Origin of the sequence: Gilliamella sp. Bif1-4 (assembly GCF_001690535.1) — a bacterium.
GTDB classification, from domain to species: Bacteria; Pseudomonadota; Gammaproteobacteria; order Enterobacterales; family Orbaceae; genus Gilliamella; species Gilliamella bombi.
In genome coordinates, this window is sequence record NZ_LZHC01000009.1 from 15,834 (window position 1) to 39,680 (window position 23,847).

Genomic DNA, 23,847 nt, shown 5'->3' on the forward strand with positions numbered 1-23,847 from the left:
TCGATAGAACATAATATGGTGGCGAAAACAATTAATTCAAGGGATTATCTTGCTAATAAATGGTTATAATCCCATAAGTTTGCGTTCTCGTTGCCATTCAGTGGGGGTATAAGTCTTTATAGAAAGCGCATGAATACGGTTATCATTAATAAATTCAGCCAAAGGGGCATAGATTGCTTGTTGTTTTTTTACTCGATTTAAATCGGCAAATAATTCTCCTACAGCAATAACTTGGAAATGGCTTCCATCATCAGTTAGAACATGTACATCATCAAGTTCAAGCGAATTTTTTAATTTGTTTATAATTTCTTGTTTATCCATTATTCATACTCATCATTAATGTAAATTATGGGGGGATTTTTTGTTAAAAAGTTTCAGGTAACTATATGTTTCAGTATAAAACTTAACATTTTTTAAATATTAATTACAGGTTGCAGATCATACAAAGTAATTAATGTTTGTAGCTGAGGATTAATACCTTTGAGCTTTACTTGATATTTATTGCAAAAATAGATTAAAGTTGCGAGCCCTGAAGAATCAACCCGAGTAAGTTGCGCAACATCAATGCATTTTACACCATTTAAAATGGTATGTTGTGTTGACCACAAATCGTTTAAAGAGTGAACATCAAGTTCACCCTGTAAAGACAATATTTCTTGTTGTTTTTCTGTTTTTATTTGCGACATTATGGCTAGCCTTTTGGTTTAGCGTTTGGGTCAATATTGCGATTTGAAAGATCAGTTAATTGTTTAGTTAATGCGTCAATACCATCTTGACGTAAAATTGTTGACCATTCATTTTGCTTGGTGGTGATCATGCTGACGCCTTCTGCAACTAAATCATAAGCTTTCCATTCGCCAGTGACAGAGTTTTTACGCCATTGGAAATCAATACGCAATGGTTGTTGGTTTTTATTAGGTTGGTTTAATAAAACACGAATAGATATAAGCGTTTTACCTGTTAAATCTTTTGGTGATTCAACTTGATAAGTTTGGCCATTATACATAGATAATGCTTGAGCAAAAGTTTGTACCAAATAGTTTTCAAAAGCAGCGAAATAAGCTTTACGTTGCGCATCTGTAGCACTTTTATAATAATTACCTAAAATTAATGCGCCAGCATACTTTACTTGTACATAAGGTAATAAATCTGTTCTTACTATCTCTTTTAGTTTGTTAGGGTTTGATTTTAATGCCGCAGATTGTGCATTCATGGTGCTAAAAATCTTATTAGCAGCCACTTCCATCTCTTTATAAGGATCATTTTCAGCAAACGCATTAGCACTAAATATTAAAGCTAATGCTAAAAAAATAGTGTGTTTAAATTTGGTTAACATAGTAACAAAACTCCTTAATTTTCATTTATATCTTGTGTATCTTGTTTCTTATCTTTATCGGTCGAACCTCCAGTACTATAAAGGAATTGACCAATTAAGTCTTCAATAACCATTGCTGGTTTAGTGTTGTATATTACAAAACCATCATGAAAATAAGCTGGTTCATGATTATTTGTTGGCAAATTGTTGCTTGTACCTTCGCTATCCAATGAATCAAGTTCTAATTCAGTACTTTTATCAAGTCCAAAGTTAATATCAATAAATTGTTCACCTAATAAACCTGATGTTTTAATTGAAAGCGAACTTGAAACTGGAATTTGATTGTATTGTGCATCAATATCTATTGTTACATAGGGTTTATATACATCAAGATCTGATGATTTTAGTGTTATATTACTGACTCGACCAATCACAACGCCACCGATTTTGATTGGAGAACGTGCTTTTAATCCGCCAATATTATCAAATACAGCATAAACTCGATATGAATTATGACTAGCAAATGATGTTGGATCCGTTACACGGAAACATAAAAAAAGTACCGAGCAAATGACCAGTACCATAAATAATCCTACTGTGATTTCAACTTTACGACTCATGTTTAATGACCTCAATGACTAAACATTAATGCGGTTAAAATAAAATCTAACCCCAAAATTACTAATGATGAATAAACAACAGTGCTTGTTGTTGCTCGACTAATTCCTTCTGATGTTGGTACACAATCATAACCATTGAAAAGTGCAATCCAAGTGCTGGCAATGGCAAATGCAAAGCTTTTTACAAAACAGTTACCTAGATCATGCCACCAATCAACATTACTTTGAATAGATGACCAAAAAAAGCCTGCATCAATACCTTTCCAATCAACACCTACAATAACACCACCTAAAATACCAACGGTAACAAAAATTGCAGTTAAAAATGGCATACTGAAAAAACCAGCCCAAAAACGAGGTGCAATAATACGTCGTAATGGATCAATTGCCATCATTTCCATACTTGATAGCTGCTCAGTTGCTTTCATTAAGCCGATTTCAGCCGTTAATGCAGAGCCAGCACGGCCTGCAAACAGCAAACCAGCAACAACAGGACCTAACTCACGAAGTAGGGCAAGGGCTACCATCATTCCAAGGCTGGCTTCAGCACCAAAAGTGGTCAGAATAAAATAACCTTGCAAGGCCAAAACCATGCCAATAAAAAGACCAGAAACAATAATAATAGTGAGTGATTGTACTCCAACAAAATAAAATTGTTTAATGAGTAATGGGAATTGTTTATTAAATTGTGGCTTACCAATTAATGCCCTAAAGAGCATCACACCAGAACGACCAATCATCGCAATGATATCAATAAACCATTGTCCTAATTTTGCCAGTAAATTTAACATTATTTTGTACCTCTGCTTAGGTCTAATTTGTAATCTTCAGCAGGATAATGAAAAGGTACTGGACCATCAGCCAACCCGTCAAGGAATTGTTTTACTCGTAAATCATCATTATCACGTAATTGTTGTGATGTACCACCTGCAATAATATGTTGTTCGGCTACAATGTAAGCATAATCTGCAATACTGAGCACTTCGGTCACGTCATGACTAACAACGATACAGGTTAATCCTAATGATTGGTTTATTTCAGATATCAGTTTAACAATAACACCCATGGATATAGGATCTTGCCCAGCAAAAGGTTCATCAAACATAATTAAATCGGGATCAAGCGCAATGGCTCTAGCTAATGCTGCTCGCCTTGCCATACCACCAGATAGTTCCGATGGCATCATTTGAGCTGCACCACGTAAACCAACAGCTTGTAATTTCATTAAGACTAAATTATGCAATATAGGTTCAGGTAATTTGAAGTGCTCACGTAGTGGGTAAGCAACATTATCAAACACAGTTAAATCGGTAAATAAAGCTCCCGATTGGAATAACATGCTAATGCGTTTGCGTACTTCATAAAGTCGGGAGCGAGACATGCTTGGAATGTCTTCACCATCGAATAAAATTTTTCCTGACTGGGGTTTTAATTGACCACCAATGAGCCTTAGTAGTGTGGTTTTACCAATTCCTGAAGGTCCCATGATTGCTGTCACTTTTCCTTTAGGGACATTCAAACTCATATTTTTATAAATAGGCCTTGTTCCACGATAAAAAGACATATCGTGAATTTCAACCAAATTTTGTTGTAATGCGTTTGTCACATTGATTTCCTAGATTTCTAGAATGGTAAAATTTTGCTTATTTTACTTGATATTTGTAAATAAAGAAATCAATTAAACGTGTTGCCTATTTGTGTATAACTGCTCAATAAATAGTTTTTATACTCGATGGCTGATTTTTATAGACAAACAGAGGTTTTACGTAAAATATCTTATTAGAGAGATAAAAGATAATTAAGGCTATTTTTCTAAATAATAAATGGGGAAAGTTATATTTTAGCTCCCCCCATTTTTTACTGATCATGCATAACTAAAAGTGATTATGTGTTTTATTCATGCCGTGCTTTACGAGCTAAATAATTACCAGTGCTTTGAATAAATTGTATAGCGATAACTAATATCACCACGCAGATATAAGTAACAGTATTATCAAAACGTTGATAACCGTATGACACAGCTAAATCACCAATACCGCCAGCACCAATAGCACCAGCCATCGCTGTAGCACCAATTAAACCTATAGTAGCAGTTGTCAGCGTTAAAATTAAAGAGCTAAATGCCTCTGGTAACATAAAATACCAAATAATTTGTATTGGCGTCGCTCCCATTGATTGAGCCGCTTCAATAATACCACTATTCACGTCAAGTAACGAATTTTCAACTAATCTAGCAATGTAAGGAGCAACATAAAATGTTAACGGAACAATCGCTGCTATAGTGCCAATAGAGCTATTTACAATGACCTTTGTTAAAGGTTGGATAGCAACTAATAAAATAATAAAAGGCAATGAGCGAACTATATTAATAATCGGATTGATAATACGAAACACTCGACGATTTTCTAATAGTCCATAAGGTCTTGTTGTAACTAAGCAAATACCAAGTGGAATTCCGATTAATGAACCTAAAATTAAGGAGAAAACTACCATAATTAGGGTGTCATAGGATGCTTGAACAAATTGTTCAGTGGTTACTGATGTTGCAAAGCAAGAGGCCAAATAGTCAATTATAGTATTAAATATTTCCATTTTTACTCATCTCCCAATGTTTAATTTCAGTGACTTGCACACCGCGCTCACGTAAGTAATGTACTGATTCTTTGATATTACTATCGTTACCTTTTAGTTGAACAAACATACTACCTAAAACCGTTTTTTCGATTTCTGACATATGGGCAAACAAAATATTGACGATAACTTTTTGTTGCAGTATAAGTGAATTTATCACGGGTTCTGACGCAGATCGTCCTAAGAATTCGAGCTTAAATAATTTAATATTGTCTTTTTTACCTTCTATTTCTAACAAATTTTCCACAACACCATTTGGAATTTGATTGTTGATCACTGAGCTAACAAAATTTTGAGTAGTTTGGTGTTTTGGTTGTCCAAATACGTCAAGTACGTTACCTTGTTCTATAATCTTGCCTTTTTCCATTACTGCAACTTTATGGCAAATTTGTTCAATTACATGCATTTCGTGAGTGATTAACACGACTGTTATTTTATATTTTTCATTGATTTTTTTGATTAAATCTAAAATAGCTTGAGTGGTTTGTGGATCAAGTGCTGAAGTTGCTTCATCACATAGTAAAATATCCGGATCGTTGGCTAATGCTCGGGCGATACCAATGCGCTGTTTTTGCCCACCAGAAAGCTCTTTGGGATAGCTGTTAGCTTTATCACTTAATCCAACAAATTCCAAAAGTTCATAGACTTTTTGTTTAATCGAATGTTTATCTTTTTTTATTAAAATTAAAGGAATAGCAATATTTTCAAATACGGTTTTTGATTCAAGCAAATTAAAATGCTGAAAAATCATACCAATTTTTTGGCGGGTTTGACGTAATTCAGTACTAGATAATTGATTTAATAATTTATTTTTAATAATGACATTGCCTTGTGTTGGTTTTTCAAGAAAGTTAATTAAGCGCACTAAGGTACTTTTACCTGCACCGCTGTAACCAATAATGCCGTAAATATCACCTTTACTGATGGTTAAATTAATATCGTTTAAAGCTTGTGTTGTGACGCCATTTCTTTCATATTGTTTTGAGACATGTTCAAATTTAATCATTGTTCATCACCTATTTATTTTGTTCTAGTTGAATGAGTACTTGCTTAGGCAATTTGGCTGAATCATTTATTGCAGGTGTTTATATTGCATATTCAGCGATTGACAATAATTGATATATCTAACGGTATCACAGGTTAAATTGTTGCTCTAATAATCGTTTTTTATATCTTATTCCATATAGTTATAAGATAGAATTACTTGGAATAAATGAATGCTTTTTTCTGTGCTAGAGTGTATTTAATGCTTATAGCTTATAGAGGATAGCTGAAATGAAAAATGCGTTTATCAAACAAATAATATTTAAATACATATCAGTCGTTTTAGTTACTAGTTCAGTGTTTTTGACCATTGGTTGTGATAATTCGTCTAAACAAATCGATAATCAGACAAAAAAAGAGATTAGCATGGGCGTATCACCAGGTCCATATAACGATCTTTTCAATAACACTGTTAAACCCATACTTGAATCAGAGGGTTATAAGGTTAAATTAGTGAATTTTCCGCATTTACTTGAATCAGATGTAGCTTTAAGCGAAGGTAGTATTGATTTAACCGTTGCACAGCACACAGCTTATATGAATGTGTTTAATGCCCAGCGTAAAGCAAATCTAAAACCGGTTGTTCATGTACCATCGGTACCTGCGGCAATATTTTCAAATAAGTTCACCTCACTAACGCAAGTTTTTTCAGGCGCAAAAGTTGCTATTCCACAAGATGCTTCTAATGCAGCTCGTTCATATAATCTACTAGAAAAAGCTGGTTGGATAAAATTAAAAAATAATACAAATCCTATTATTGTTAGTAAAAATGATATTGCTCAAAATATTGCAGGTATTGAAATTATTGAAATGGATTCGGCCAATATTCCTAGAGTACTTAATGAATTAGATTTTGCGGTAATTCCGGGTAGCATTGTTTATTCTGCTAATATTGACTCAAACAAAGCATTACTTTCTGAAACCATCATTCCTGATTTGGAAATTATGGTTGTAGTGAATGAAGGAAACGAAAATAGTCGATGGGCTCAAGATGTGAAGCGTATTTATCAATCTCAACAATTTAAAGATTATATGAAAACGCATAACCAAAATGGTTATTGGGTGATGCCTCAAGAATAAGCATAGCAAGGTAAAGTAATGAAGAAAAGCCCGTTTGATAACGGGCATTTTAGTATCGTGCCATCTGTTTATCAATTGTTAGCGCCCAAGCATCAATCCCTCCTGTAAGATTATAGAGAAAGTTAGGATCAAAACCGTTTTCTGCTAAATAATGAGCAACAGTTAGGCTACGTCTGCCGTGATGGCAATAAATAACAATATCGATTTCATCTGGGATTTTATCTAGATATAAAGGGATCATATTCATTGGAATATGAGTTGCGTTGCCAATACTGCAAATGGCTATTTCATTGGGTTCTCGTACATCGAGTAGAAATAGATTATCTTGCTGATTTAATTTTTGTGCAAGTTCTGTGGGAGTGATTTCTTTTATTGTCATTATTTAAAACTTATTAAAGTAATTGTAAAAAAGTTTCAGGAAACTATACGTTTTAGTATAAAACTTCAATTTTAAATTTATTAATAGCATCCTGCAAGGATATTGCAGGATGCTAATTCCTACTTAGGCTTCTAGTGCCTTGTTAATTTTCTCAAATAAATCTTTAGATAAATTTTCAATTTTTAGCAATGCCTCAAGTGCTTTTTGCATTTGCTGTTGACGCTTTTTGTCATAACGTTTTAATCGAATTAGAGGATCGATAAGCCTTGCTGCAACTTGCGGATTTTTTTGGTTTAACTCAGTGAGAATTTCAACTAAAAATTGATAACCACTGCCATCTTCAGCGTGAAATGCCACAGGGTTATTATTTACAAATGCTCCAATTAATGCACGAATCCGATTTGGGTTACTGAGTGTAAATGAGCGGTGAGTTAATAATTTTTTCACGGTAGCAAGAACATTCTTTTCTGGGCTTGTTGCGTTTAGTGCTAACCATTTGTCCATAACAAGTCCATCTTGATGCCATTTGTCATCAAAGTTAGCCAATAACTCAGTTCGACAATCAAGTTCAGCTTTTACAGCAACACTCAAGGCGGCTAAACAATCAGTCATATTATTTGCTTGATAATATTGTTGGTTAACCAATGTATTGGCGTGCGAATTATCATCGGCATGAGCTAATAAAGTTAAACAACAGTTTTTAAGTGACCGCTTAGCAATGTCATTATGTTTAATTTGATATTGTGACGTTTTATTGTGGTGATAAACGGCTAATAATTCATCATAAAGTTCGTTTGCAAAATGAGTTAACAAAAATAGACGCACTTGATGAATTGCGATTGGATCAACCACAGTAAATAAATTCGCCAACTCGTTTTCAGATGGCAAGGTTAAGATTTGTGCAATAAGGAAAGGGTCAGTTTTTTCTGATAACAATACGGCTCTAAATGCATCTAATACTGAATCAGGCAACATTAGATTTTGATTTTCTTTATAATTTTTCACATTTAAGCGAACATATTTTGCTAATAACATTTGAGCTGCATCGTAACGGCTAAATGCGTTAGTAGCGTGTTGCATTAAGAAAATAAGATCATTATCTTGATAATCATAAGTTAACTTAACAGGTGCTGAAAAATCACGTAATACTGAAATGATCGGTTTTTGAGTTACGTTATCAAAGATAAATTGTTGTTTGTTTTGTGTTAAATTTAAAACATGGTGAACAGATTTGCCTTGGTATTGCAGTGGAATTATTTCACCATTATGTTGATATAACTCGATATTAAGTGGGATATGTAAAGCTTGTTTTTGTGCTTGATCTTGAGTAGCTGGCGTATATTGTTCTACTGTTAAAGTATATTGTCGATTTTTTTCGTCATAATTATCAGTTACGGTTAATTCAGGTGTTCCTGATTGGCTATACCATAATTTAAATTGAGTTAAATCAATACCTGAGGCATCTTGCATGGCGGCAACAAAATCATCACAAGTTGCGGCACTACCATCATGGCGTTTAAAATAAAGTTTCATCCCTGCTTGGAATTTATCTTCTCCTAATAAAGTATGCATCATTCGAATAACTTCAGCGCCTTTTTCATACACTGTGACTGTGTAAAAGTTATTCATTTCTATTACTTGTTCAGGCCGAATAGGGTGAGACATTGGGCTAGCATCTTCGGCAAATTGAACGGTGCGCAAAAGTTTGACATCTTCAATGCGTTTTACTGCACGAGATCCCATATCAGCGCTAAATTCCTGATCTCGAAATACAGTTAATCCTTCTTTTAAACTAAGTTGGAACCAGTCGCGACAGGTTACCCGATTACCAGTCCAGTTGTGAAAATATTCATGACCAATTACACCTTCAATACCTAGATAGTCATCATCTGTTGCTGTTTGTGGTTTGGCAAGCACATATTTTGAATTAAAGATATTTAATCCTTTGTTTTCCATTGCTCCCATATTGAAAAAATCAACAGCAACGATCATGAATATATCTAAATCATATTCAAGCCCAAAACGTGTTTCGTCCCAACGCATGGCATTTTTTAAGCTTGTCATTGCCCACTGCGACCGATCTAAATTACCTTTATCAACGTAAATTTCTAAATCAACTTTCCGTTTTGATTGCGTGATAAACTGATCTTTTAAAATATCAAAATCACCAGCAACTAATGCAAATAAGTAAGCTGGTTTTGGAAAAGGATCTTGCCATTGTACCCAATGACGTCCATCTGCAAGTTCGCCTTGCGCTATGCGATTACCGTTCGAAAGTAGATAAGGATAATGTTGTTTATTCGCAGTAATACGTGTTGAAAAGCGAGCAAGAACGTCAGGTCTGTCAAGATAATAGGTAATATGGCGGAATCCTTCTGCTTCACATTGAGTACAGAGCGCTTCGCCTGATACATATAATCCTTCAAGTGCTGTATTATCAATTGGCTTGATTTCGTTAACAATCGTTAATGTAAATTCTGCTGGAACCCGCTGAATGATTAAACCAGCTTTTGTGAGCTGATAATCATGCCATGGTTGTTCGTCAATATTAACAGAAATCAATTTAAGGTCTTCACCATCTAAAATTAAATTGTCCGCTTCATTATTTTTCTTAACAACACGGCTACGAGCTGTGACGGTTGTTATTTCTGGTGCTAAATCAAAATCAAGATCAATGTCGGTAATGGTAAAATCGGGTGATTTATAATCAAGACGATTTTTGGCAATAGGCTGCGATTCAGGTGTTTTTGTATTCATGTTGTAATGACCTTTTGGTTTGAAATCAATTTATATTTTATACTGGTTGATATTATAGTCGATTAAAAACAATCTTATTACATAATTAATCTATATCTTCATTATTATTCTGCTATAATCTTTGAAATTTTTATTTAAAGCAATAGCACTAAAATTTACATGTTACCAGCAATAATTACATCAATATTAGATACTGATGCTTATAAGTTGCATATGCAGCAGGCTGTATTTCATTACTACCCAGAGGTAACTGTCGTTGCGCAGTTTCGTTGTCGTAGTGATGATTTATTGGGACAATATGTTGATGAAATAATACATCAAGTGAAATTAATGGAATCATTAGCGCTGTCTGATGATGAATTTAACTATTTATCAAATATTTCCTTTTTTAAATCTGACTATTTAAATTGGCTTAAAAAATGGCGTTTCAATAGTGATTTGCTCACTATAAAAAATGAAGATGGAGTGCTTTCTATTACAATTGAAGGTAAATGGCTAGATGTTATTTTATGGGAAGTGCCATTACTTGCCGTTATCAGTGAAATTGTTCATAAAGATCGTTCACCTAATATTGGAGTTTCTGAGGCACTAGCTCGGCTAAAAAATAAATTGGCGTTGTTTAATGAAAAAACAGCTAATATGGATATGTCGGGCTTTAATTTAATGGATTTTGGTACGCGTAGGCGTTATTCGTTTGCGGTGCAAGAGGCAGTTGTCAGTTATTTGAAAACACACTTTCATAACTTTCATAGTACTAGTAATTATTTACTGGCTTATCGTTTAGGGCTTACTCCTGTTGGAACCCAAGCACACGAGTGGTTTCAAGCTCATCAACGTTTAAGTGCTAATCTTCAAGATTGCCAAAGAAATGCTCTTCAAGTTTGGTTAGATGAATATCCTCATGACTTAGGAATAGCATTAACAGATTGTATTACAATGGATGCATTTTTACGCGATTTTGATTTGCATTTTGCTTCTCATTATCAAGGGCTTCGTCATGATTCAGGTGATTCAATTCAATGGGGTGAAAAAGCAATTGCTCACTATCAGCAATTGGGCATAGATCCACAAACTAAACTTTTGGTTTTTTCTGATAGCTTAAATTTTGATAAGGCGATTAAAATCTATCAACATTTTAATCATCGCATAAAATTATCTTTTGGCGTCGGCGGTTTTTTAGCTTGTGATATTCCATCTAAAGATGCCAATACCAAAGCATTGAACATTGTGCTTAAATTAACGGAATGTAATAATCAATCTGTGGCTAAACTATCAGATAGTCCAGGTAAAACGATATCTCAGGATTTAGATTTTATTGATGAATTAAAACGGACTTTTAGTGTTAAACAATGATAATAATTCATGTTTAACTTATTATTAATATTAGAAACTAAAAATTAGTAATAAGAAACAAGTTATTCAAGAATTCCATTTCGTTATGGGATAGTCTTTAGAATATATCTGTATTACTTTAAATATTACTTAAACAAATTAATGTAGAGATGGATAATTAAATGACTTCAGTTGCACCTATTGTTGATGTGTTACAAGGCAAAATTGCTGTTGGTAGCACTATTTCAGTTCAAGGCTGGGTAAGAACTCGCCGTGATTCTAAAGCAGGTATTTCATTTTTAGCTGTTTACGATGGTTCCTGCTTTGACCCTATTCAAGTTGTTATCGAAAATAATTTACCTAATTATGAACAAGAAATCTTGCGTCTAACAGCTGGTTGTTCCGTTAAAGTCACTGGTAAAGTAGTGGAGTCACCAGGTCAAGGTCAAAAATATGAATTACAAGCAACGCAAGTTGAAGTGTATGGCTTTGTTGACGATCCCGAAACTTACCCAATGGCAGCAAAGCGCCATTCAATTGAATATCTTCGTGAAGTGGCTCACTTACGCGCAAGAACCAATATTGTTGGTGCGATAACGCGTGTACGCCATACGCTTGCTCAAGCAATTCATCAGTTTTTTAATGATCGTGGCTTTTATTGGCTATCAACTCCTATTATTACCGCATCAGATACTGAAGGGGCGGGCGAAATGTTCCGCGTTTCAACACTTGATATGCTCAATCTGCCTAAATCTGATAATGGTAAAGTTGATTTTGATAAAGATTTCTTTGGTAAAGAAGCTTTTTTAACCGTTTCTGGACAATTAAACGCTGAAACTTATGCTTGTGCACTTTCTAAAGTTTATACTTTTGGTCCAACATTTAGGGCAGAGAACTCAAATACTACTCGCCATTTAGCTGAGTTTTGGATGATGGAGCCTGAAGTAGCGTTTGCTGATCTAGATGATAATGCTAAGCTTGCTGAGGATATGTTGAAATATGTGTTTAGAGAAGTGCTAGAAAAACGTGCTGATGATATGCAATTTTTTGCTCAGCATGTCGATAAAGAAGCAATCAATCGTCTTGAAAACTTTATTAATGCTGATTTTGCTCAAGTAGATTACACTGATGCTATTACTATATTACAAAATTGTGATGCTAAGTTTGAAAATCCAGTCAGCTGGGGAATTGATTTAGCTTCAGAACATGAGCGTTATTTAGCTGAACAACATTTTAAAGCACCAGTGGTAGTAAAAAACTATCCGAAAGATATTAAAGCGTTTTATATGCGTATGAATGATGATGGTAAAACGGTAGCTGCAATGGATGTTTTAGCACCAGGAATTGGTGAAATCATTGGTGGTTCTCAGCGTGAAGAGCGTTTAGATATGTTGGATAAGCGCATGCAAGAATTGGGACTCAAAAAAGAAGATTATTGGTGGTATCGTGATTTACGTCGATACGGCACTGTGCCGCATTCAGGTTTTGGTCTTGGTTTTGAACGTTTAATTGTTTATGTAACAGGTGTTCAAAATGTACGCGATGTTATCCCATTCCCAAGAACGCCGCGTAATGCAAACTTTTAAGCTGATAAAAATCCCTAACAAGAATTTATTGGGAGTTACAGTTGGTAGATATCAATCTTTTTTAGTTTAAAAAACAATCAAACGGGCTTGAATTTAGACTTAGGCACAGCATTTAATGAAAAGTTAGCTTGATTTTAAAAAAAATTTATACATAATTTACACTACTGTAAAAAGTAGAAAAATAATAGATAAAAATATTATTTTTTGGATGAATAATTATTGTACGAAAATTGACACTAAACTTATGGAAGTGTCTTTTTAAAAAATAACCATGAGGGTAAAAAATGAAACGTAATCTATTAGCAATCGCTATCCCTGCGCTTTTAGTAGCAGCTGGTGCAAATGCGTCTATCGAAGTTTGGAACAAAGATGGTAATAAGGTTGACTTTTACGGTCGAGTAAAAGCAGCTAACAACATCACTGACCGTGGTCAAAAAGACGAAGGTGATGATACTTCAGCTCGTTTAGGTATGTCAGGCCAAACTCAAATCACTGATAGCGTAACTGGCTATGGTCGTTGGGAATACGAAGCGAAAGCGGGTAAAAATTCTGATAACGAAGTACGTTATGCATTTGCTGGTTTAAACTTTGGAGATTTAGGTTCATTCGACTATGGTCGTAATGACGGTGTGTTAAAAGCAATTACTGCTTATACTGACGTTTTACCACAATTTGGTGGTGATGCATCAAACAATGCATGGAACGTACTTTCAGATCGAACTAAAGCTGTTGCAACTTACCGTAATAACAACTTCTTTGGTTTATTTGACGATTTAAGCTTTGCATTACAGTATGCTGATAATGGTGATACTTCAGGAACTTCAGATAGATGGGCTAAAGGTTCTAGAGAAGCATTTGGTGCTGTTGCACAGTGGAGAATCTTTGATACTGGTTTAACTGTGGGTGGTGGTTATGCGCAAACTGCAGGTTCAGCTAAATCTAAGAGCAACCATGATTTAAATGATGATAATTGGGATGATGATTGGGATGATTGGGACGATGATTGGGATGGCGATCTATACAATTCTAATGATGGTGGACGTCCATATAAAAATCCTGGAAAAGTTAAAACTTGGACAGGCGGTATCAAATATGATAACTATAACCTCTATTTAGCTGCTAACTATTTCGAATCTAAACATAAAAGTAAATTTAGAAATGTTCGTGATGATAAAATCAAAGGCGTTGAGTTGGTTGCTCAATACGGTATTGATTTGGAAGTCGGTACATTAAGACCTTCTTTAGCATATGTACAACATAAATTAAATCGTAATGATGATCGAATTTTAATTGACGGTCGTTATCGTAAAGAGGGGCGTGATTTAGCTAAATATGTATCTTTAGGTGCAGAATATGCTCTAAACAAAAACTTCAGTGCGATTGTTGAATATAAATTCAATCTTCTTGATCGTAAAGATGTTGGTGCGAGAGATAAGACAAATGCTCAACGTGATCGTCACACAAACAAACCAGGTACCAAAGACGTGTTAGGTGTTGGTTTAATTTACCAATTCTAATCGCTTAATATCTTATAAAAAGGCACTTAGGTGCCTTTTTTTCATCTTTTGAATTCATTCCCACCTAAAAAAACATTTTATGCCTAAAAAAATTTATAATAAGTATTAAAATATTCGAAAATTCGCAGAATAAATCTAAATTTCATTGTTAAATAGGCAATGTAGCATTAGAGCCATGTTTATTAGGCAAAATGGCTATCACAGTAATAATATAATTGCTGATTATTAGCAGTTATTTGTTAAACCAGAGCAAAGCAATTTGCATCTTTAATAATATAAAATACCTTTGAGGGTAAAAAATGAAACGTAATCTATTAGCAATCGCTATTCCTGCACTTTTAATTGCAGGTACAGCAAACGCTTCTATTGAAGTGTGGAATAAAGACGGTAATAAAGTTGACTTTTATGGTCGTGTTTACGCATTAAACTATATTACTGATCGTAATAACCAAACTGGTGAAGGTGACAATACCACTGCACGTTTAGGTATGTCAGGTCAAACACAAGTGACCGACAGCGTAACAGGCTATGGTCGTTGGGAGTATGAAGCGAATACAGGTAAAAATGCTGATAATGAAACTCGTTATGCATTTGCTGGTTTAAACTTTGGTGATTTTGGTTCATTCGACTATGGTCGCAATGACGGTGTGTTAAAAACATTAACATCTTACACTGACGTTTTACCAGAATTTGGTGGTGATGCTTCTGATAATGATCTTTATGCATTAACAGCTCGTACTAAAGCCGTTGCAACCTACCGTAATTCAGATTTCTTCGGCTTAGTAAATGGTTTACGTTTTGCCGTTCAATATGCGGATAACGGAGATAACAGCTCAACGCGTCATTTCGGTAATTATACTCTTAATGATAAACGCAATAGTGCTGAAGCATGGGGTTCAGTTGTTGATTGGGATGTGCTTGATACTGGTTTATCTGTTGGTGCTGGTTATGCACAAACTGGTGGTCATAAAGATGCTAAAGCATGGTCAGCTGGTATCAAATATGATAACGACAACCTTTATTTAGCTGCGTTATATATTCAGGGTAAACAAAAATATGGCTGGGATAATGCATCAACAACTCGTAGCGCTGATGATTTAAAAACCAAAGGCTATGAATTAGTTGCTCAATATGGTATTGACTTTGAAGTGGGTCGCTTAACTCCATCTGTTGCTTATATCCAACATAAAGTTAAAGACGCATCTAATTATTCAAGTGATGCAGGGCTTAAAGGTAATGATTTAGCTAAATATGTTGATGTTGGTTTAACTTATGACTTTAACAAGAACCTACAAGCTATTATCGATTATAAAATTAATTTGTTAGATAAAGATGACATCGGTGCACGTCGTGCTTTATATGAAGATGGTTCATTTACTAAATCACAAATCAAGGGCACAACAAAAGACACAGTGGCACTTGGTTTAATTTACCAATTCTAATTAATTGTATCTTTATTTTTAAAAGGCACTTCGGTGCCTTTTTTATTATCTGTTATCAATGAAATATCCCTTGCGCTTTGATTGATACTCTGTTAAAAATTAAAAAATATAATAATGAATTAGGATAACAATGATGCTATATACCACACGTAAATTACTGGCTAAAAAAAATATTGCTTTAGTTGCTCACGATCACTTGAAAGATTCTTTATTAAGCTGGTGTAAAAAAAATCGTGAAGAGCTTTCTTGTCATAATTTATGTGGAACGGGTACTACTGGAACATTAATAAAGCAAGAAACAGGGCTAAATATCACACCAATGCTAAGTGGTCCGATGGGGGGAGATCAGCAGATAGGTGCATTAATTGCAGAAGGTAAAATTGATATCTTAATCTTTTTTTGGGATCCACTTAATGCTGTACCTCACGATCCAGATGTGAAAGCGTTGTTACGATTATCTACTGTTTGGAATATTCCAGTTGCCACTAATCAATCCACAGCTAATGCATTGATTCAATCTTCTATTTTTACGCAAGAAGTTGATATTGAAATTCCTGATTATCAAAGCTATTTAACTCAAAGAGTTAAATAAATGCCAATACCACCTCAAATTCGTAAAACAGGTCGGCAAATACTTTTACTTGATAATCTGTTTATTGTCTTGGGTTTTTATGTTGTGTTTCTGCTTGTTTCAACCCACTTTGTTAGTCAAGTTGGATGGAGTGCACTTTTTGTTGGTTTTGCGTTATGATTTCGGCAATTTGTTCACAAGGTTTTGGTATGTTATTGGCAATGGTATTGCTGATTGTTCTAGCTAAAAACCTATAATGTTATGGATAACTTTAAGTTATCTGCATTATCAATTTAAAAATGAGTCACCAATACACCCTATCAAAATGCGGAAGATTGGCTAATTTCGCCATCTTTAAATAAAATCGCTTCGCCAGTATTAAGTTTTTGCCATATCTCATTTGAAGTTAATGGTAAGGTTGAAATGATAGTAACAATATCATTGGGTGTTGTATGTTTTTGAAAATCAATTTCTACATCTTCGTCCAGTAATTTTGCTTTGCCAAATGGTGCTTTACGGGTTATCCAATGCAAATTCGTTGTACAATAGGCAAACACATATTGCCCATCAGAAAGTAGCATATTGAATATGCCTAGTTGGCTTAATTGATCGGCACATTGCTTAATAAAATTAAATAGCTCAAGATCATCGACAGGTTTTTGTGAATATTTTTGCTGTAATTGATTAATTAAATAGCAAAAAGCGTATTCGCTATCGGTTTCTCCAACAGGTTGAAAAAGCCCTGTATCTAAATTTTGGTAATTGGTTAATTGTCCATTGTGTGCAAAAGTCCAATTTTTACCCCAGAGTTCGCGGGTGAATGGGTGGGTATTTTCTAGTGCGACACCGCCTCGATTTGCTTGTCGAATATGAGCAATCACAGCTTTAGATTTGATGGGATATTCTTTCACCATTTTAGCAATAGGCGAATAGCTACAAGGCTCAGGATCTTTAAATGTTCGGCAACCTTTTCCTTCGTAGAAAGTAATTCCCCAACCATCTTTGTGAGGACCTTTGTCCCCACCTCGTTTAATTAAACTAGTAAAACTAAAGCAGATATCGGTTGGCACATTAGCACTCATACCCAATAATTCACACATATTATTTTGCCATCTCTTTTTCAATTAACAGAATAAGAATATGAATAACTTTGATGTGGATTTCTTGCACACGATCGGCATAACCAAAATGTGGAACACGAATATCAACATCAGCAAGTCCATTCATCTTACCACCATCTTTACCAGTTAACGTAATAATTTTCATCCCTTTTTGTTTTGCTGCTTCAATTGCCTTAAGCACGTTAGCTGAATTTCCTGAAGTTGAGATACCTAAAAGTACATCACCTTTCTGACCTACACCTTCAACATAACGTGAAAAGATAGAATCAAATCCAAAATCATTACCTACACACGAAATGTGGCTTACATCTGATATGGCTATCGCAGGATAAGCAGGGCGATTATCACGATAGCGACCAGTTAATTCTTCAGCAAAATGCATAGCATCACAATGAGAACCACCATTACCACATGATAAAACTTTACCACCTTGTTTAAACGAATCAGCAATTAAAATAGCAGCTTTTTGAATTTTTTGGAGATTATTGTTGTCTGAAACAAAATTAGTTAATACGTCAATAGCTTGGTTTAATTCATCACGAATATTGTCAATATACACTGGGATTTCTCCATCAATAATAAATAAATTTATAGACTATTGTAGTTTGTTCAAAATAGCTTGCAAGCGATAAAAATAAGATTCTTTATCTTGGTAAAAACATTTTAGGAAATGTGCCATTAAGTGCAAAAATAAACATTGAAATAGAAATAAATTAAGGTTATTTCTAATAATGATGGTTAAAATAACAGCAAAATTTAAATTAATTTTAAACTTAACAAATAATACATTTGCAATAGTTAAATTTTTTGCATTTATTTTAAATAATATATTGGGTAGAACTTGGTCGTAACGCTATTTGCCGATAGGATAAGTCTTTAATTCGTGATACAATTTATTTAGTAATTTTCACGCAAAACAGAGTGAAATGGCATAAAATAGAATTAATAAGGAATTTATATGCAAACGATTGAAGGTAAAGTTGCTGCACCACAAGCTAAAGTTGCAATTGTAGTGGCGCGTTTTAATCATTTTATTAATGATAGCCTAGTAAATGGTGCTATTGACGCATTGACACGTATTGGACAAGTTGATGATAAAAATATTACTGTTATTTGGGTTCCCGGTGCTTATGAAATTCCTCTTGCCGTTAAAGTTGCTGCACAGTCAAAAAAATATGATGCAGTTGTGGCGTTAGGTACCGTAATTCGCGGTAGTACAGCTCATTTTGATTTTGTCGCTGGTGAATCAAGCTCTGGATTATTAAGTACAAGTTTAGACAACACTATTCCAGTAGGATTTGGTATTTTAACCACCGAAAGTATAGAACAAGCAATTGAACGTGCAGGCACTAAGGCAGGAAATAAAGGAGCTGAAGCTGCATTAACTGCGCTGGAAATGCTAAATATTATTAAAGCAATTAAGGAGTAATTTTGTGGCATTAGTTAATCCTCGTCGTCGAGCAAGAGAATGTGCTGTACAAGCCATTTACTCTTGGCAAGTTTCCAGAAACGATCTTGCTGATGTTGAGACAAGTTTTATTGCAGAACAAGATATGAAAGGCGTCGATTCTAAGTATTTTCGTGAATTATTAAATGGTGTAGCAAAAAATACAGCCGAATTAGATAATAAAATGACACCTTATCTCACCGAACGATCTGTTGATGAATTAGGACAAATAGAATTAGCGATACTTAGAATCGCACTATATGAATTAATGAAACGTCAAGATGTACCTTATAAAGTGGTAATTAATGAAGCCATTGATTTAACAAAAACTTTCGGTGCTGCTGACAGCCATAAATTTGTTAATGGCGTATTAGATAAAATAGCTCCAACCATTCGTACGCGATAACCGATTAATTGTGAGATTGATATGAACGACAATACCGAAAAAAATAAACCATCTATTTTTTACGCAAAAAATAGTGAATCTAAAAAGCATTCTCGCTCGTTTACTGAAAAGCCCACTCGATGGAAAGACAAGCGTAAAGATGATTCATCTCAATTGAAATCTAAACGAGATCGTCATAATCGTATTGAAACATTCAAACCTCGAAATGATAAATTTGAGTTTGCAAAAAAGCGTTTTAATGTTGAACTTAATCAATCTCAATCATCTATCGATAATGATTCACCATGGCAAAAAAAGGTTCGTGCTAATGATCAAGTACCGACCTTTGGTTATGATGGCTATCGCCAGCGTAAAGAAGAAACTTTAGTTTATAGTGAAAATAGCTGTAAAGCAGTTTTCAAACATCGACGTACAGCTATTGTTAAACTATTTATTACTCAAGAGATGACTTACCAGTTTAAAGATTTAATAGATTGGTTAGTTAAAGAGCGGTTAGGCTATGATGTTATCTCTAGTGAGCAAATTAGTAAAATAACTCAAACTCAGCACCATGGTGGTGTCTGCTTAATTGTAAAAAAACGTATTCCACTTACCTTATTGGATTATTTAGAAAACAATAGTAATAAAGATCATGATTGTATTTTAGCTATTGACGATGTTCATAATCCCCATAATTTAGGTGGCTTAATTCGTAGTGCTGCTTTTTATGGTGTTAATGGCGTTATATTACGTCAAACGAATTTACTTGATAGTGGCGCTGCCATGCGTGTAGCAGAAGGTGGCATTGAAGCTGTTGAATCAATTAAAAGTGATGATTTTGTTGCTTCACTTCATATGCTTAAACAGCGTGGTTACCAAGTTGTTGCGTTATTACCTTGTCAAGTAAAATCCATTGCATCAAGTGAATTAAATAACATCAAGTTTGATAAAAAAATTGCGTTAGTTATATTTCAACAAATTAATATAAAACTTATTAATTGTGCTAATGTTGTTGTTCATTTAAAGGGCAATGACAACATGCCTGCATTAAATATTTCGGTTGCAACGGGTATTTTATTATCTAATTTACAAAAATAATAAAATATTATTTTATCTTTATTATCAACTAATTGGATGGTAAAAATTATTTACTAATTGGTAAAATATATCAAATAGCATGATTTGATTAGAAATTGCTTTTTTTTTCTGTAAATTGTTATTAGTTATTGTGTGTTTTGGTAATGGTTATGGCTTTAAAGCATAAAGTTGGTTTAATTTTCGGGAAGTTTTATCCTTTACATTGTGGTCATATTTATTTGATTGAAAAAGCAATGAGCCAAGTTGATGTGCTACATATCATATTGGGCTGTGAGGAATTACGTGATAAGCAGCTATTTGATAAAAGCCGCTTACCCAAACAACCACAAGTTAGCGACCGTTTTTCATGGTTAAAAGAGACGTTTAAAGATCGCCACAATATTCATATCCATGTACTTGATGAAGCTGGTATTGAATTTTATCCCAATGGGTGGCAAGATTGGAGTTGTCGCGTTAAACAAATTCTTTCCGAACATAAAATTAAGCCTAATGTAGTATTTACTAGTGAACCGCAAGATGTCAAAAATCATGAACTCTATTTTGGCTGTCAGGTAATCATTGTTGATGCCAATCGAGATTTTATAAGCATCAGCGCAACACAAATCCGTGAAAATCCTTATAAAAACTGGTCTTATATCGCACAAGCAGCAAAACCTTTTTTTGTTAAAAAAGTAGCTATTGTTGGTCAAAATAGATTTCGTGATTTACCGATTCAACTTGCTAATATTTATAATACTCAATATGTACCTAACGGTTATATTAATTATATTGAGCGAGAAATCTTAACTCAGCATAACAAACGTTATTTGAGTGAATCTGATTTTATGAAAATTGCGATGTTACATGTAGAACGGATTTCAAAAGCTGTTGAAAGCGCCAATAAGGTTGTTTTTACCTCAATTGATTTTGAAACATTAGCACAGTACTACGATCAATTATTTCAAAAAGATAATGAAATTTTAAAAGCTTTTAAAGACAGTTATCATTTTGATTTAGTCATTCATGAAAAAGATTCAAATTCAAAATCCTCCCGGCTGGAACATTTTGAAACAATCATAAAAGAGGTTGAAGCATTATTGATTTAGTTCATCACATTTATTGTGGCTTATGTTAAAATAAGTCAATTATTTGTGATAGGTAAATTTTTATGTCTCAATCTTCTGACAAACAAGACGATACAAATCAAGAAAAAATTGATTTTGGTTACAAGCAAGTTCCCAAACAAGAAAAAGTAAAACGTGTTGCCGAAGTATTTCATTCTGTTGCTGATAAATATGATGTTATGAATGATTTAATGTCATTTGGCATACATCGTATTTGGAAAAAAATTACCATTGAATATAGTAGCGTGCGTAAAGGTCAAAAAGTTTTAGATTTGGCAGGAGGCACTGGTGATTTAACGGCAAAATTCTCGCAACTTGTTGGTGATGATGGATTAGTTGTGTTAGCCGATATTAACGAATCAATGTTAAAAGTGGGACGAGATAAGCTACGCGACAAAGGCTTATTTAAAAACATTGAATATGTACAAGCTAATGCCGAAGAATTACCTTTTGCAGATAACTATTTCGATTGTATTACTATTTCATTTGGATTACGTAATGTTACCGACAAAGAAAAAGCATTACGATCCATGTGGCGAGTATTAAAACCTGGTGGGCGTTTATTAATTCTTGAATTCTCTAAACCGCAATATCAAATCCTGAATAAAGCGTATGATCTATACTCATTTACTATGTTACCATTGATGGGGAAAATAGTGGCAAATGATTCTGAAAGTTATCGTTATTTAGCTGAATCCATTCGTATGCATCCTGATCAAAATACACTGAAAAAAATGATGGAAGATGCAGGATTTGTCGATGTGAAATATCACAATATGACTGGTGGTATAGTTGCGTTACATACTGGCTTTAAATTTTGATGCGATGAATAATAATGACATTTTTTAGACTGTTTAAAATATTAACTGTATTCCGAGCTTATCAATTAAATGAATTGTTACCAAAACATCGTTCATCAAAATGGTTGCGCACTTTATTATTTTGTATGTTTTGGGTTAGAGCTAAAGCAAAACATCAAGAAATCGGTGAACGTTTACGACTAGCATTACAAGAACTAGGTCCAGTTTGGGTGAAAATTGGACAAATGATCTCAACTCGGCGTGATATTTTACCAAAACACATAGCCGATGCTTTGGCAAAATTACAAGACCAAGTTAACCCTTTTGACGGTAAAATTGCCAAACAAATAATTGAGTCAGCTTTAGAGCAGCCAATTGATTATTATTTTGCAGATTTTGACGAAAAACCAATAGCATCAGCATCAATAGCACAAGTTCATAAGGCGATATTAAAACGTAGTCAAGCCGAAGTAGTTATCAAAGTATTGCGCCCTAACATTTTACACGTTATCCAAGCCGATATTGGTTTGATGTATTGGGTGGCTAAACAATTAACTAAGCGGATTGAATCAGGCGAAAAATTGCGAGCTGTTGAAATAGTGCATGATTATGAAATGACACTATTAAAAGAGTTAGATTTACAAAAAGAAGCTTACAACACGGCTAGATTACGCGATAATTTTATCAATAGCGACATTTTATATATCCCTTATGTTTACCAAGATTTATGCCGAAAAAATGTGATGGTTGAAGAGCGCATTAAAGGGATTCCCATTGCAGATATCGATCAGTTAAAACAAAATAATGTTGATATGAAATTACTTGCAGAACGAGGAGTACAAGCTTTTTTCACCCAAGTGTTTCGCGATAACTTTTTTCATGCTGACATGCATCCAGGCAACATTTTTGTTGATATTACAGAACCACAAAATCCACGTTATATTGGTATTGATTGTGCCATTGTTGGTATATTAAGTACTGATGATCAACGCTATCTTGCTGAAAATTTCTTAGCATTTTTTAATCGAGATTATCGAAAAATAGCCGAAACCTACATTGCATCAGGCTGGGTACCTGCAACAACGGATGTTATTGCACTTGAAATGGCAATGCGCAATGTATGTGAGCCCGCATTTTCAAAACCACTTTCTGAAATCTCATTTTCACAGATTTTACTGCAATTATTTCAAGTCGCTCGTCAATTTGATATGGATATCCAACCCCAACTAACCTTACTTGAAAAAACACTATTTTATATTGAAGGACTTGGTCGTCAGCTTTATCCAGAACTTGATTTGTGGCAAACAGCAAAGCCATTTTTAGAAAAGTGGTATCGAGATAAATATAGTGCTAAAAAGATACTACAACAAGCTTGGGAATCGCTGCCTCAGTGGCGGGTCATGTTGCCACAGTTACCAGAAAAATTAAATGATTATGAACGAATTTCCAAACAAATGAATGTTCAATTACAACAAATCAATCAAGAACTACAGCGTAGTAAAAAGCGTGAACGAAATTTATATACAGCGATTGCACTATTTTGTGCATTATGTATTATTATATTGATTGTGCATTAAGAATTGAGCACAAAACTAGTTATTTGGGAAAATTGTAGTTTG

At 34.1% G+C, this 23,847-nt stretch carries 24 protein-coding genes and 1 pseudogene; 13 read left to right on the forward strand and 12 right to left on the reverse strand.

The window, feature by feature from the left end; all coding sequences use genetic code 11:
- Window positions 1-63 precede the first annotated feature (63 nt).
- From A9G25_RS00415 to A9G25_RS00450, 8 genes are all read right to left on the reverse strand, one after another.
- Window positions 64-321 (reverse strand): BolA family protein, encoded by a 258-nt coding sequence (locus tag A9G25_RS00415; protein ID WP_065560910.1) that lies wholly within the window; start codon window positions 319-321, stop codon window positions 64-66.
- A 92-nt stretch (window positions 322-413) separates the two neighbouring features.
- On the reverse strand, window positions 414-686 hold the full coding sequence (locus A9G25_RS00420) for an STAS domain-containing protein (protein ID WP_065625271.1): 273 nt from the start codon (window positions 684-686) through the stop codon (window positions 414-416).
- 5 nt (window positions 687-691) lie between these two features.
- Entirely contained in the window at window positions 692-1,336 is a 645-nt protein-coding gene (gene mlaC, locus A9G25_RS00425) for a phospholipid-binding protein MlaC (protein WP_065625272.1), read from the reverse strand.
- Between the two features lie 14 nt (window positions 1,337-1,350).
- The gene (gene mlaD / locus A9G25_RS00430; protein ID WP_034911480.1) at window positions 1,351-1,935 is read right to left on the reverse strand and encodes an outer membrane lipid asymmetry maintenance protein MlaD; all 585 of its coding nucleotides are present in this window, start codon (window positions 1,933-1,935) and stop codon (window positions 1,351-1,353) included.
- 11 nt (window positions 1,936-1,946) lie between these two features.
- Window positions 1,947-2,726 (reverse strand): lipid asymmetry maintenance ABC transporter permease subunit MlaE, encoded by a 780-nt coding sequence (mlaE, locus tag A9G25_RS00435; RefSeq protein ID WP_141671397.1) that lies wholly within the window; start codon window positions 2,724-2,726, stop codon window positions 1,947-1,949.
- Window positions 2,726-3,541, reverse strand: a complete 816-nt coding sequence (gene mlaF / locus A9G25_RS00440) for a phospholipid ABC transporter ATP-binding protein MlaF (RefSeq protein ID WP_218056394.1) — start codon at window positions 3,539-3,541, stop codon at window positions 2,726-2,728. Before mlaF ends, mlaE begins: the two co-directional genes overlap by 1 nt.
- A gap of 287 nt (window positions 3,542-3,828) precedes the next feature.
- Complete coding sequence (locus A9G25_RS00445) at window positions 3,829-4,428, reverse strand: methionine ABC transporter permease (protein WP_370738298.1); 600 nt, start codon at window positions 4,426-4,428, stop codon at window positions 3,829-3,831.
- A gap of 85 nt (window positions 4,429-4,513) precedes the next feature.
- Window positions 4,514-5,572, reverse strand: coding sequence for a methionine ABC transporter ATP-binding protein (locus A9G25_RS00450; RefSeq protein ID WP_065625273.1), 1,059 nt, complete (start codon window positions 5,570-5,572; stop codon window positions 4,514-4,516).
- Between the two features lie 269 nt (window positions 5,573-5,841).
- Here A9G25_RS00450 and A9G25_RS00455 point away from each other — a divergent pair, with 269 nt between their 5' ends.
- Window positions 5,842-6,690 carry a MetQ/NlpA family ABC transporter substrate-binding protein gene (locus A9G25_RS00455; RefSeq protein WP_081297081.1) on the forward strand — a complete coding sequence of 283 codons (849 nt, stop codon included), beginning with the start codon at window positions 5,842-5,844 and terminating at the stop codon, window positions 6,688-6,690.
- A gap of 49 nt (window positions 6,691-6,739) precedes the next feature.
- Here the strand turns inward: A9G25_RS00455 and A9G25_RS00460 are convergent, their stop codons facing one another.
- Together A9G25_RS00460 and pepN are read right to left on the reverse strand one after the other, a co-directional pair.
- Complete coding sequence (locus tag A9G25_RS00460) at window positions 6,740-7,069, reverse strand: rhodanese-like domain-containing protein (protein ID WP_065560916.1); 330 nt, start codon at window positions 7,067-7,069, stop codon at window positions 6,740-6,742.
- Window positions 7,070-7,192: 123 nt separating this feature from the next.
- Complete coding sequence (pepN, locus tag A9G25_RS00465) at window positions 7,193-9,826, reverse strand: aminopeptidase N (RefSeq protein ID WP_065625274.1); 2,634 nt, start codon at window positions 9,824-9,826, stop codon at window positions 7,193-7,195.
- 159 nt (window positions 9,827-9,985) lie between these two features.
- Between pepN and pncB the strand changes: the two genes are divergently transcribed.
- The 6 genes and pseudogenes from pncB to A9G25_RS12705 form a co-directional block, all read left to right on the forward strand.
- Window positions 9,986-11,179, forward strand: a complete 1,194-nt coding sequence (pncB, locus tag A9G25_RS00470; RefSeq protein ID WP_065625275.1) for a nicotinate phosphoribosyltransferase — start codon at window positions 9,986-9,988, stop codon at window positions 11,177-11,179.
- A 161-nt stretch (window positions 11,180-11,340) separates the two neighbouring features.
- Window positions 11,341-12,744 (forward strand): asparagine--tRNA ligase, encoded by a 1,404-nt coding sequence (asnS, locus tag A9G25_RS00475; protein WP_065625276.1) that lies wholly within the window; start codon window positions 11,341-11,343, stop codon window positions 12,742-12,744.
- A 284-nt stretch (window positions 12,745-13,028) separates the two neighbouring features.
- Window positions 13,029-14,261, forward strand: coding sequence for a porin (locus tag A9G25_RS00480; protein WP_065625277.1), 1,233 nt, complete (start codon window positions 13,029-13,031; stop codon window positions 14,259-14,261).
- A 299-nt stretch (window positions 14,262-14,560) separates the two neighbouring features.
- Window positions 14,561-15,703: a porin gene (locus A9G25_RS00485; RefSeq protein WP_065625278.1), complete on the forward strand. Its 1,143-nt coding sequence runs from the start codon at window positions 14,561-14,563 to the stop codon at window positions 15,701-15,703.
- Window positions 15,704-15,836: 133 nt separating this feature from the next.
- Window positions 15,837-16,295, forward strand: a complete 459-nt coding sequence (locus tag A9G25_RS00490; protein WP_065625279.1) for a methylglyoxal synthase — start codon at window positions 15,837-15,839, stop codon at window positions 16,293-16,295.
- Window positions 16,296-16,451, forward strand: a pseudogene (locus tag A9G25_RS12705) (multidrug efflux MFS transporter MdtH); the annotation flags it as partial. It lies immediately after the preceding gene.
- Between the two features lie 143 nt (window positions 16,452-16,594).
- On the opposite strand, the gene A9G25_RS00495 reads toward A9G25_RS12705, so the two are convergent.
- The gene (locus tag A9G25_RS00495; protein ID WP_065625280.1) at window positions 16,595-17,374 is read right to left on the reverse strand and encodes a class II glutamine amidotransferase; all 780 of its coding nucleotides are present in this window, start codon (window positions 17,372-17,374) and stop codon (window positions 16,595-16,597) included.
- A 1-nt stretch (window position 17,375) separates the two neighbouring features.
- Window positions 17,376-17,954 carry a D-sedoheptulose 7-phosphate isomerase gene (lpcA, locus tag A9G25_RS00500; RefSeq protein WP_065625281.1) on the reverse strand — a complete coding sequence of 193 codons (579 nt, stop codon included), beginning with the start codon at window positions 17,952-17,954 and terminating at the stop codon, window positions 17,376-17,378.
- 399 nt (window positions 17,955-18,353) lie between these two features.
- Between lpcA and ribH the strand changes: the two genes are divergently transcribed.
- The 6 genes from ribH (at window position 18,354) to ubiB (ending at window position 23,805) form a co-directional block, all read left to right on the forward strand.
- Entirely contained in the window at window positions 18,354-18,824 is a 471-nt protein-coding gene (gene ribH / locus A9G25_RS00505) for a 6,7-dimethyl-8-ribityllumazine synthase (protein WP_065625282.1), read from the forward strand.
- 4 nt (window positions 18,825-18,828) lie between these two features.
- On the forward strand, window positions 18,829-19,248 hold the full coding sequence (gene nusB, locus A9G25_RS00510) for a transcription antitermination factor NusB (protein ID WP_065625283.1): 420 nt from the start codon (window positions 18,829-18,831) through the stop codon (window positions 19,246-19,248).
- A gap of 21 nt (window positions 19,249-19,269) precedes the next feature.
- A complete protein-coding gene (locus A9G25_RS00515; RefSeq protein ID WP_065625284.1) occupies window positions 19,270-20,325 on the forward strand; it encodes a TrmH family RNA methyltransferase in 1,056 nt (351 codons plus the stop codon).
- A gap of 149 nt (window positions 20,326-20,474) precedes the next feature.
- A complete protein-coding gene (nadR, locus tag A9G25_RS00520; RefSeq protein WP_065625285.1) occupies window positions 20,475-21,410 on the forward strand; it encodes a multifunctional transcriptional regulator/nicotinamide-nucleotide adenylyltransferase/ribosylnicotinamide kinase NadR in 936 nt (311 codons plus the stop codon).
- 62 nt (window positions 21,411-21,472) lie between these two features.
- The gene (gene ubiE, locus A9G25_RS00525; protein ID WP_034911549.1) at window positions 21,473-22,249 is read left to right on the forward strand and encodes a bifunctional demethylmenaquinone methyltransferase/2-methoxy-6-polyprenyl-1,4-benzoquinol methylase UbiE; all 777 of its coding nucleotides are present in this window, start codon (window positions 21,473-21,475) and stop codon (window positions 22,247-22,249) included.
- 14 nt (window positions 22,250-22,263) lie between these two features.
- Complete coding sequence (gene ubiB, locus A9G25_RS00530; protein WP_065625286.1) at window positions 22,264-23,805, forward strand: ubiquinone biosynthesis regulatory protein kinase UbiB; 1,542 nt, start codon at window positions 22,264-22,266, stop codon at window positions 23,803-23,805.
- Window positions 23,806-23,847 lie beyond the last annotated feature (42 nt).

Excerpts from the sequence above, each read along its gene's own strand:
- A9G25_RS00415 (WP_065560910.1), bottom strand. The coding sequence starts at position 321 with ATGGATAAACAAGAAATTATAAACAAATTAAAAAATTCGCTTGAACTT.
- A9G25_RS00420 (WP_065625271.1), bottom strand. The coding sequence starts at position 686 with ATGTCGCAAATAAAAACAGAAAAACAACAAGAAATATTGTCTTTACAG.
- mlaC (WP_065625272.1), bottom strand. The coding sequence starts at position 1,336 with ATGTTAACCAAATTTAAACACACTATTTTTTTAGCATTAGCTTTAATA.
- mlaD (WP_034911480.1), bottom strand. The coding sequence starts at position 1,935 with ATGAGTCGTAAAGTTGAAATCACAGTAGGATTATTTATGGTACTGGTC.
- mlaE (WP_141671397.1), bottom strand. The coding sequence starts at position 2,726 with ATGTTAAATTTACTGGCAAAATTAGGACAATGGTTTATTGATATCATT.
- A9G25_RS00445 (WP_370738298.1), bottom strand. The coding sequence starts at position 4,428 with ATGGTAGTTTTCTCCTTAATTTTAGGTTCATTAATCGGAATTCCACTT.
- A9G25_RS00450 (WP_065625273.1), bottom strand. The coding sequence starts at position 5,572 with ATGATTAAATTTGAACATGTCTCAAAACAATATGAAAGAAATGGCGTC.
- A9G25_RS00455 (WP_081297081.1), top strand. The coding sequence starts at position 5,842 with ATGAAAAATGCGTTTATCAAACAAATAATATTTAAATACATATCAGTC.
- A9G25_RS00460 (WP_065560916.1), bottom strand. The coding sequence starts at position 7,069 with ATGACAATAAAAGAAATCACTCCCACAGAACTTGCACAAAAATTAAAT.
- pepN (WP_065625274.1), bottom strand. The coding sequence starts at position 9,826 with ATGAATACAAAAACACCTGAATCGCAGCCTATTGCCAAAAATCGTCTT.
- pncB (WP_065625275.1), top strand. The coding sequence starts at position 9,986 with ATGTTACCAGCAATAATTACATCAATATTAGATACTGATGCTTATAAG.
- asnS (WP_065625276.1), top strand. The coding sequence starts at position 11,341 with ATGACTTCAGTTGCACCTATTGTTGATGTGTTACAAGGCAAAATTGCT.
- A9G25_RS00480 (WP_065625277.1), top strand. The coding sequence starts at position 13,029 with ATGAAACGTAATCTATTAGCAATCGCTATCCCTGCGCTTTTAGTAGCA.
- A9G25_RS00485 (WP_065625278.1), top strand. The coding sequence starts at position 14,561 with ATGAAACGTAATCTATTAGCAATCGCTATTCCTGCACTTTTAATTGCA.
- A9G25_RS00490 (WP_065625279.1), top strand. The coding sequence starts at position 15,837 with ATGCTATATACCACACGTAAATTACTGGCTAAAAAAAATATTGCTTTA.
- A9G25_RS00495 (WP_065625280.1), bottom strand. The coding sequence starts at position 17,374 with ATGTGTGAATTATTGGGTATGAGTGCTAATGTGCCAACCGATATCTGC.
- ribH (WP_065625282.1), top strand. The coding sequence starts at position 18,354 with ATGCAAACGATTGAAGGTAAAGTTGCTGCACCACAAGCTAAAGTTGCA.
- A9G25_RS00515 (WP_065625284.1), top strand. The coding sequence starts at position 19,270 with ATGAACGACAATACCGAAAAAAATAAACCATCTATTTTTTACGCAAAA.
- nadR (WP_065625285.1), top strand. The coding sequence starts at position 20,475 with ATGGCTTTAAAGCATAAAGTTGGTTTAATTTTCGGGAAGTTTTATCCT.
- ubiE (WP_034911549.1), top strand. The coding sequence starts at position 21,473 with ATGTCTCAATCTTCTGACAAACAAGACGATACAAATCAAGAAAAAATT.
- ubiB (WP_065625286.1), top strand. The coding sequence starts at position 22,264 with ATGACATTTTTTAGACTGTTTAAAATATTAACTGTATTCCGAGCTTAT.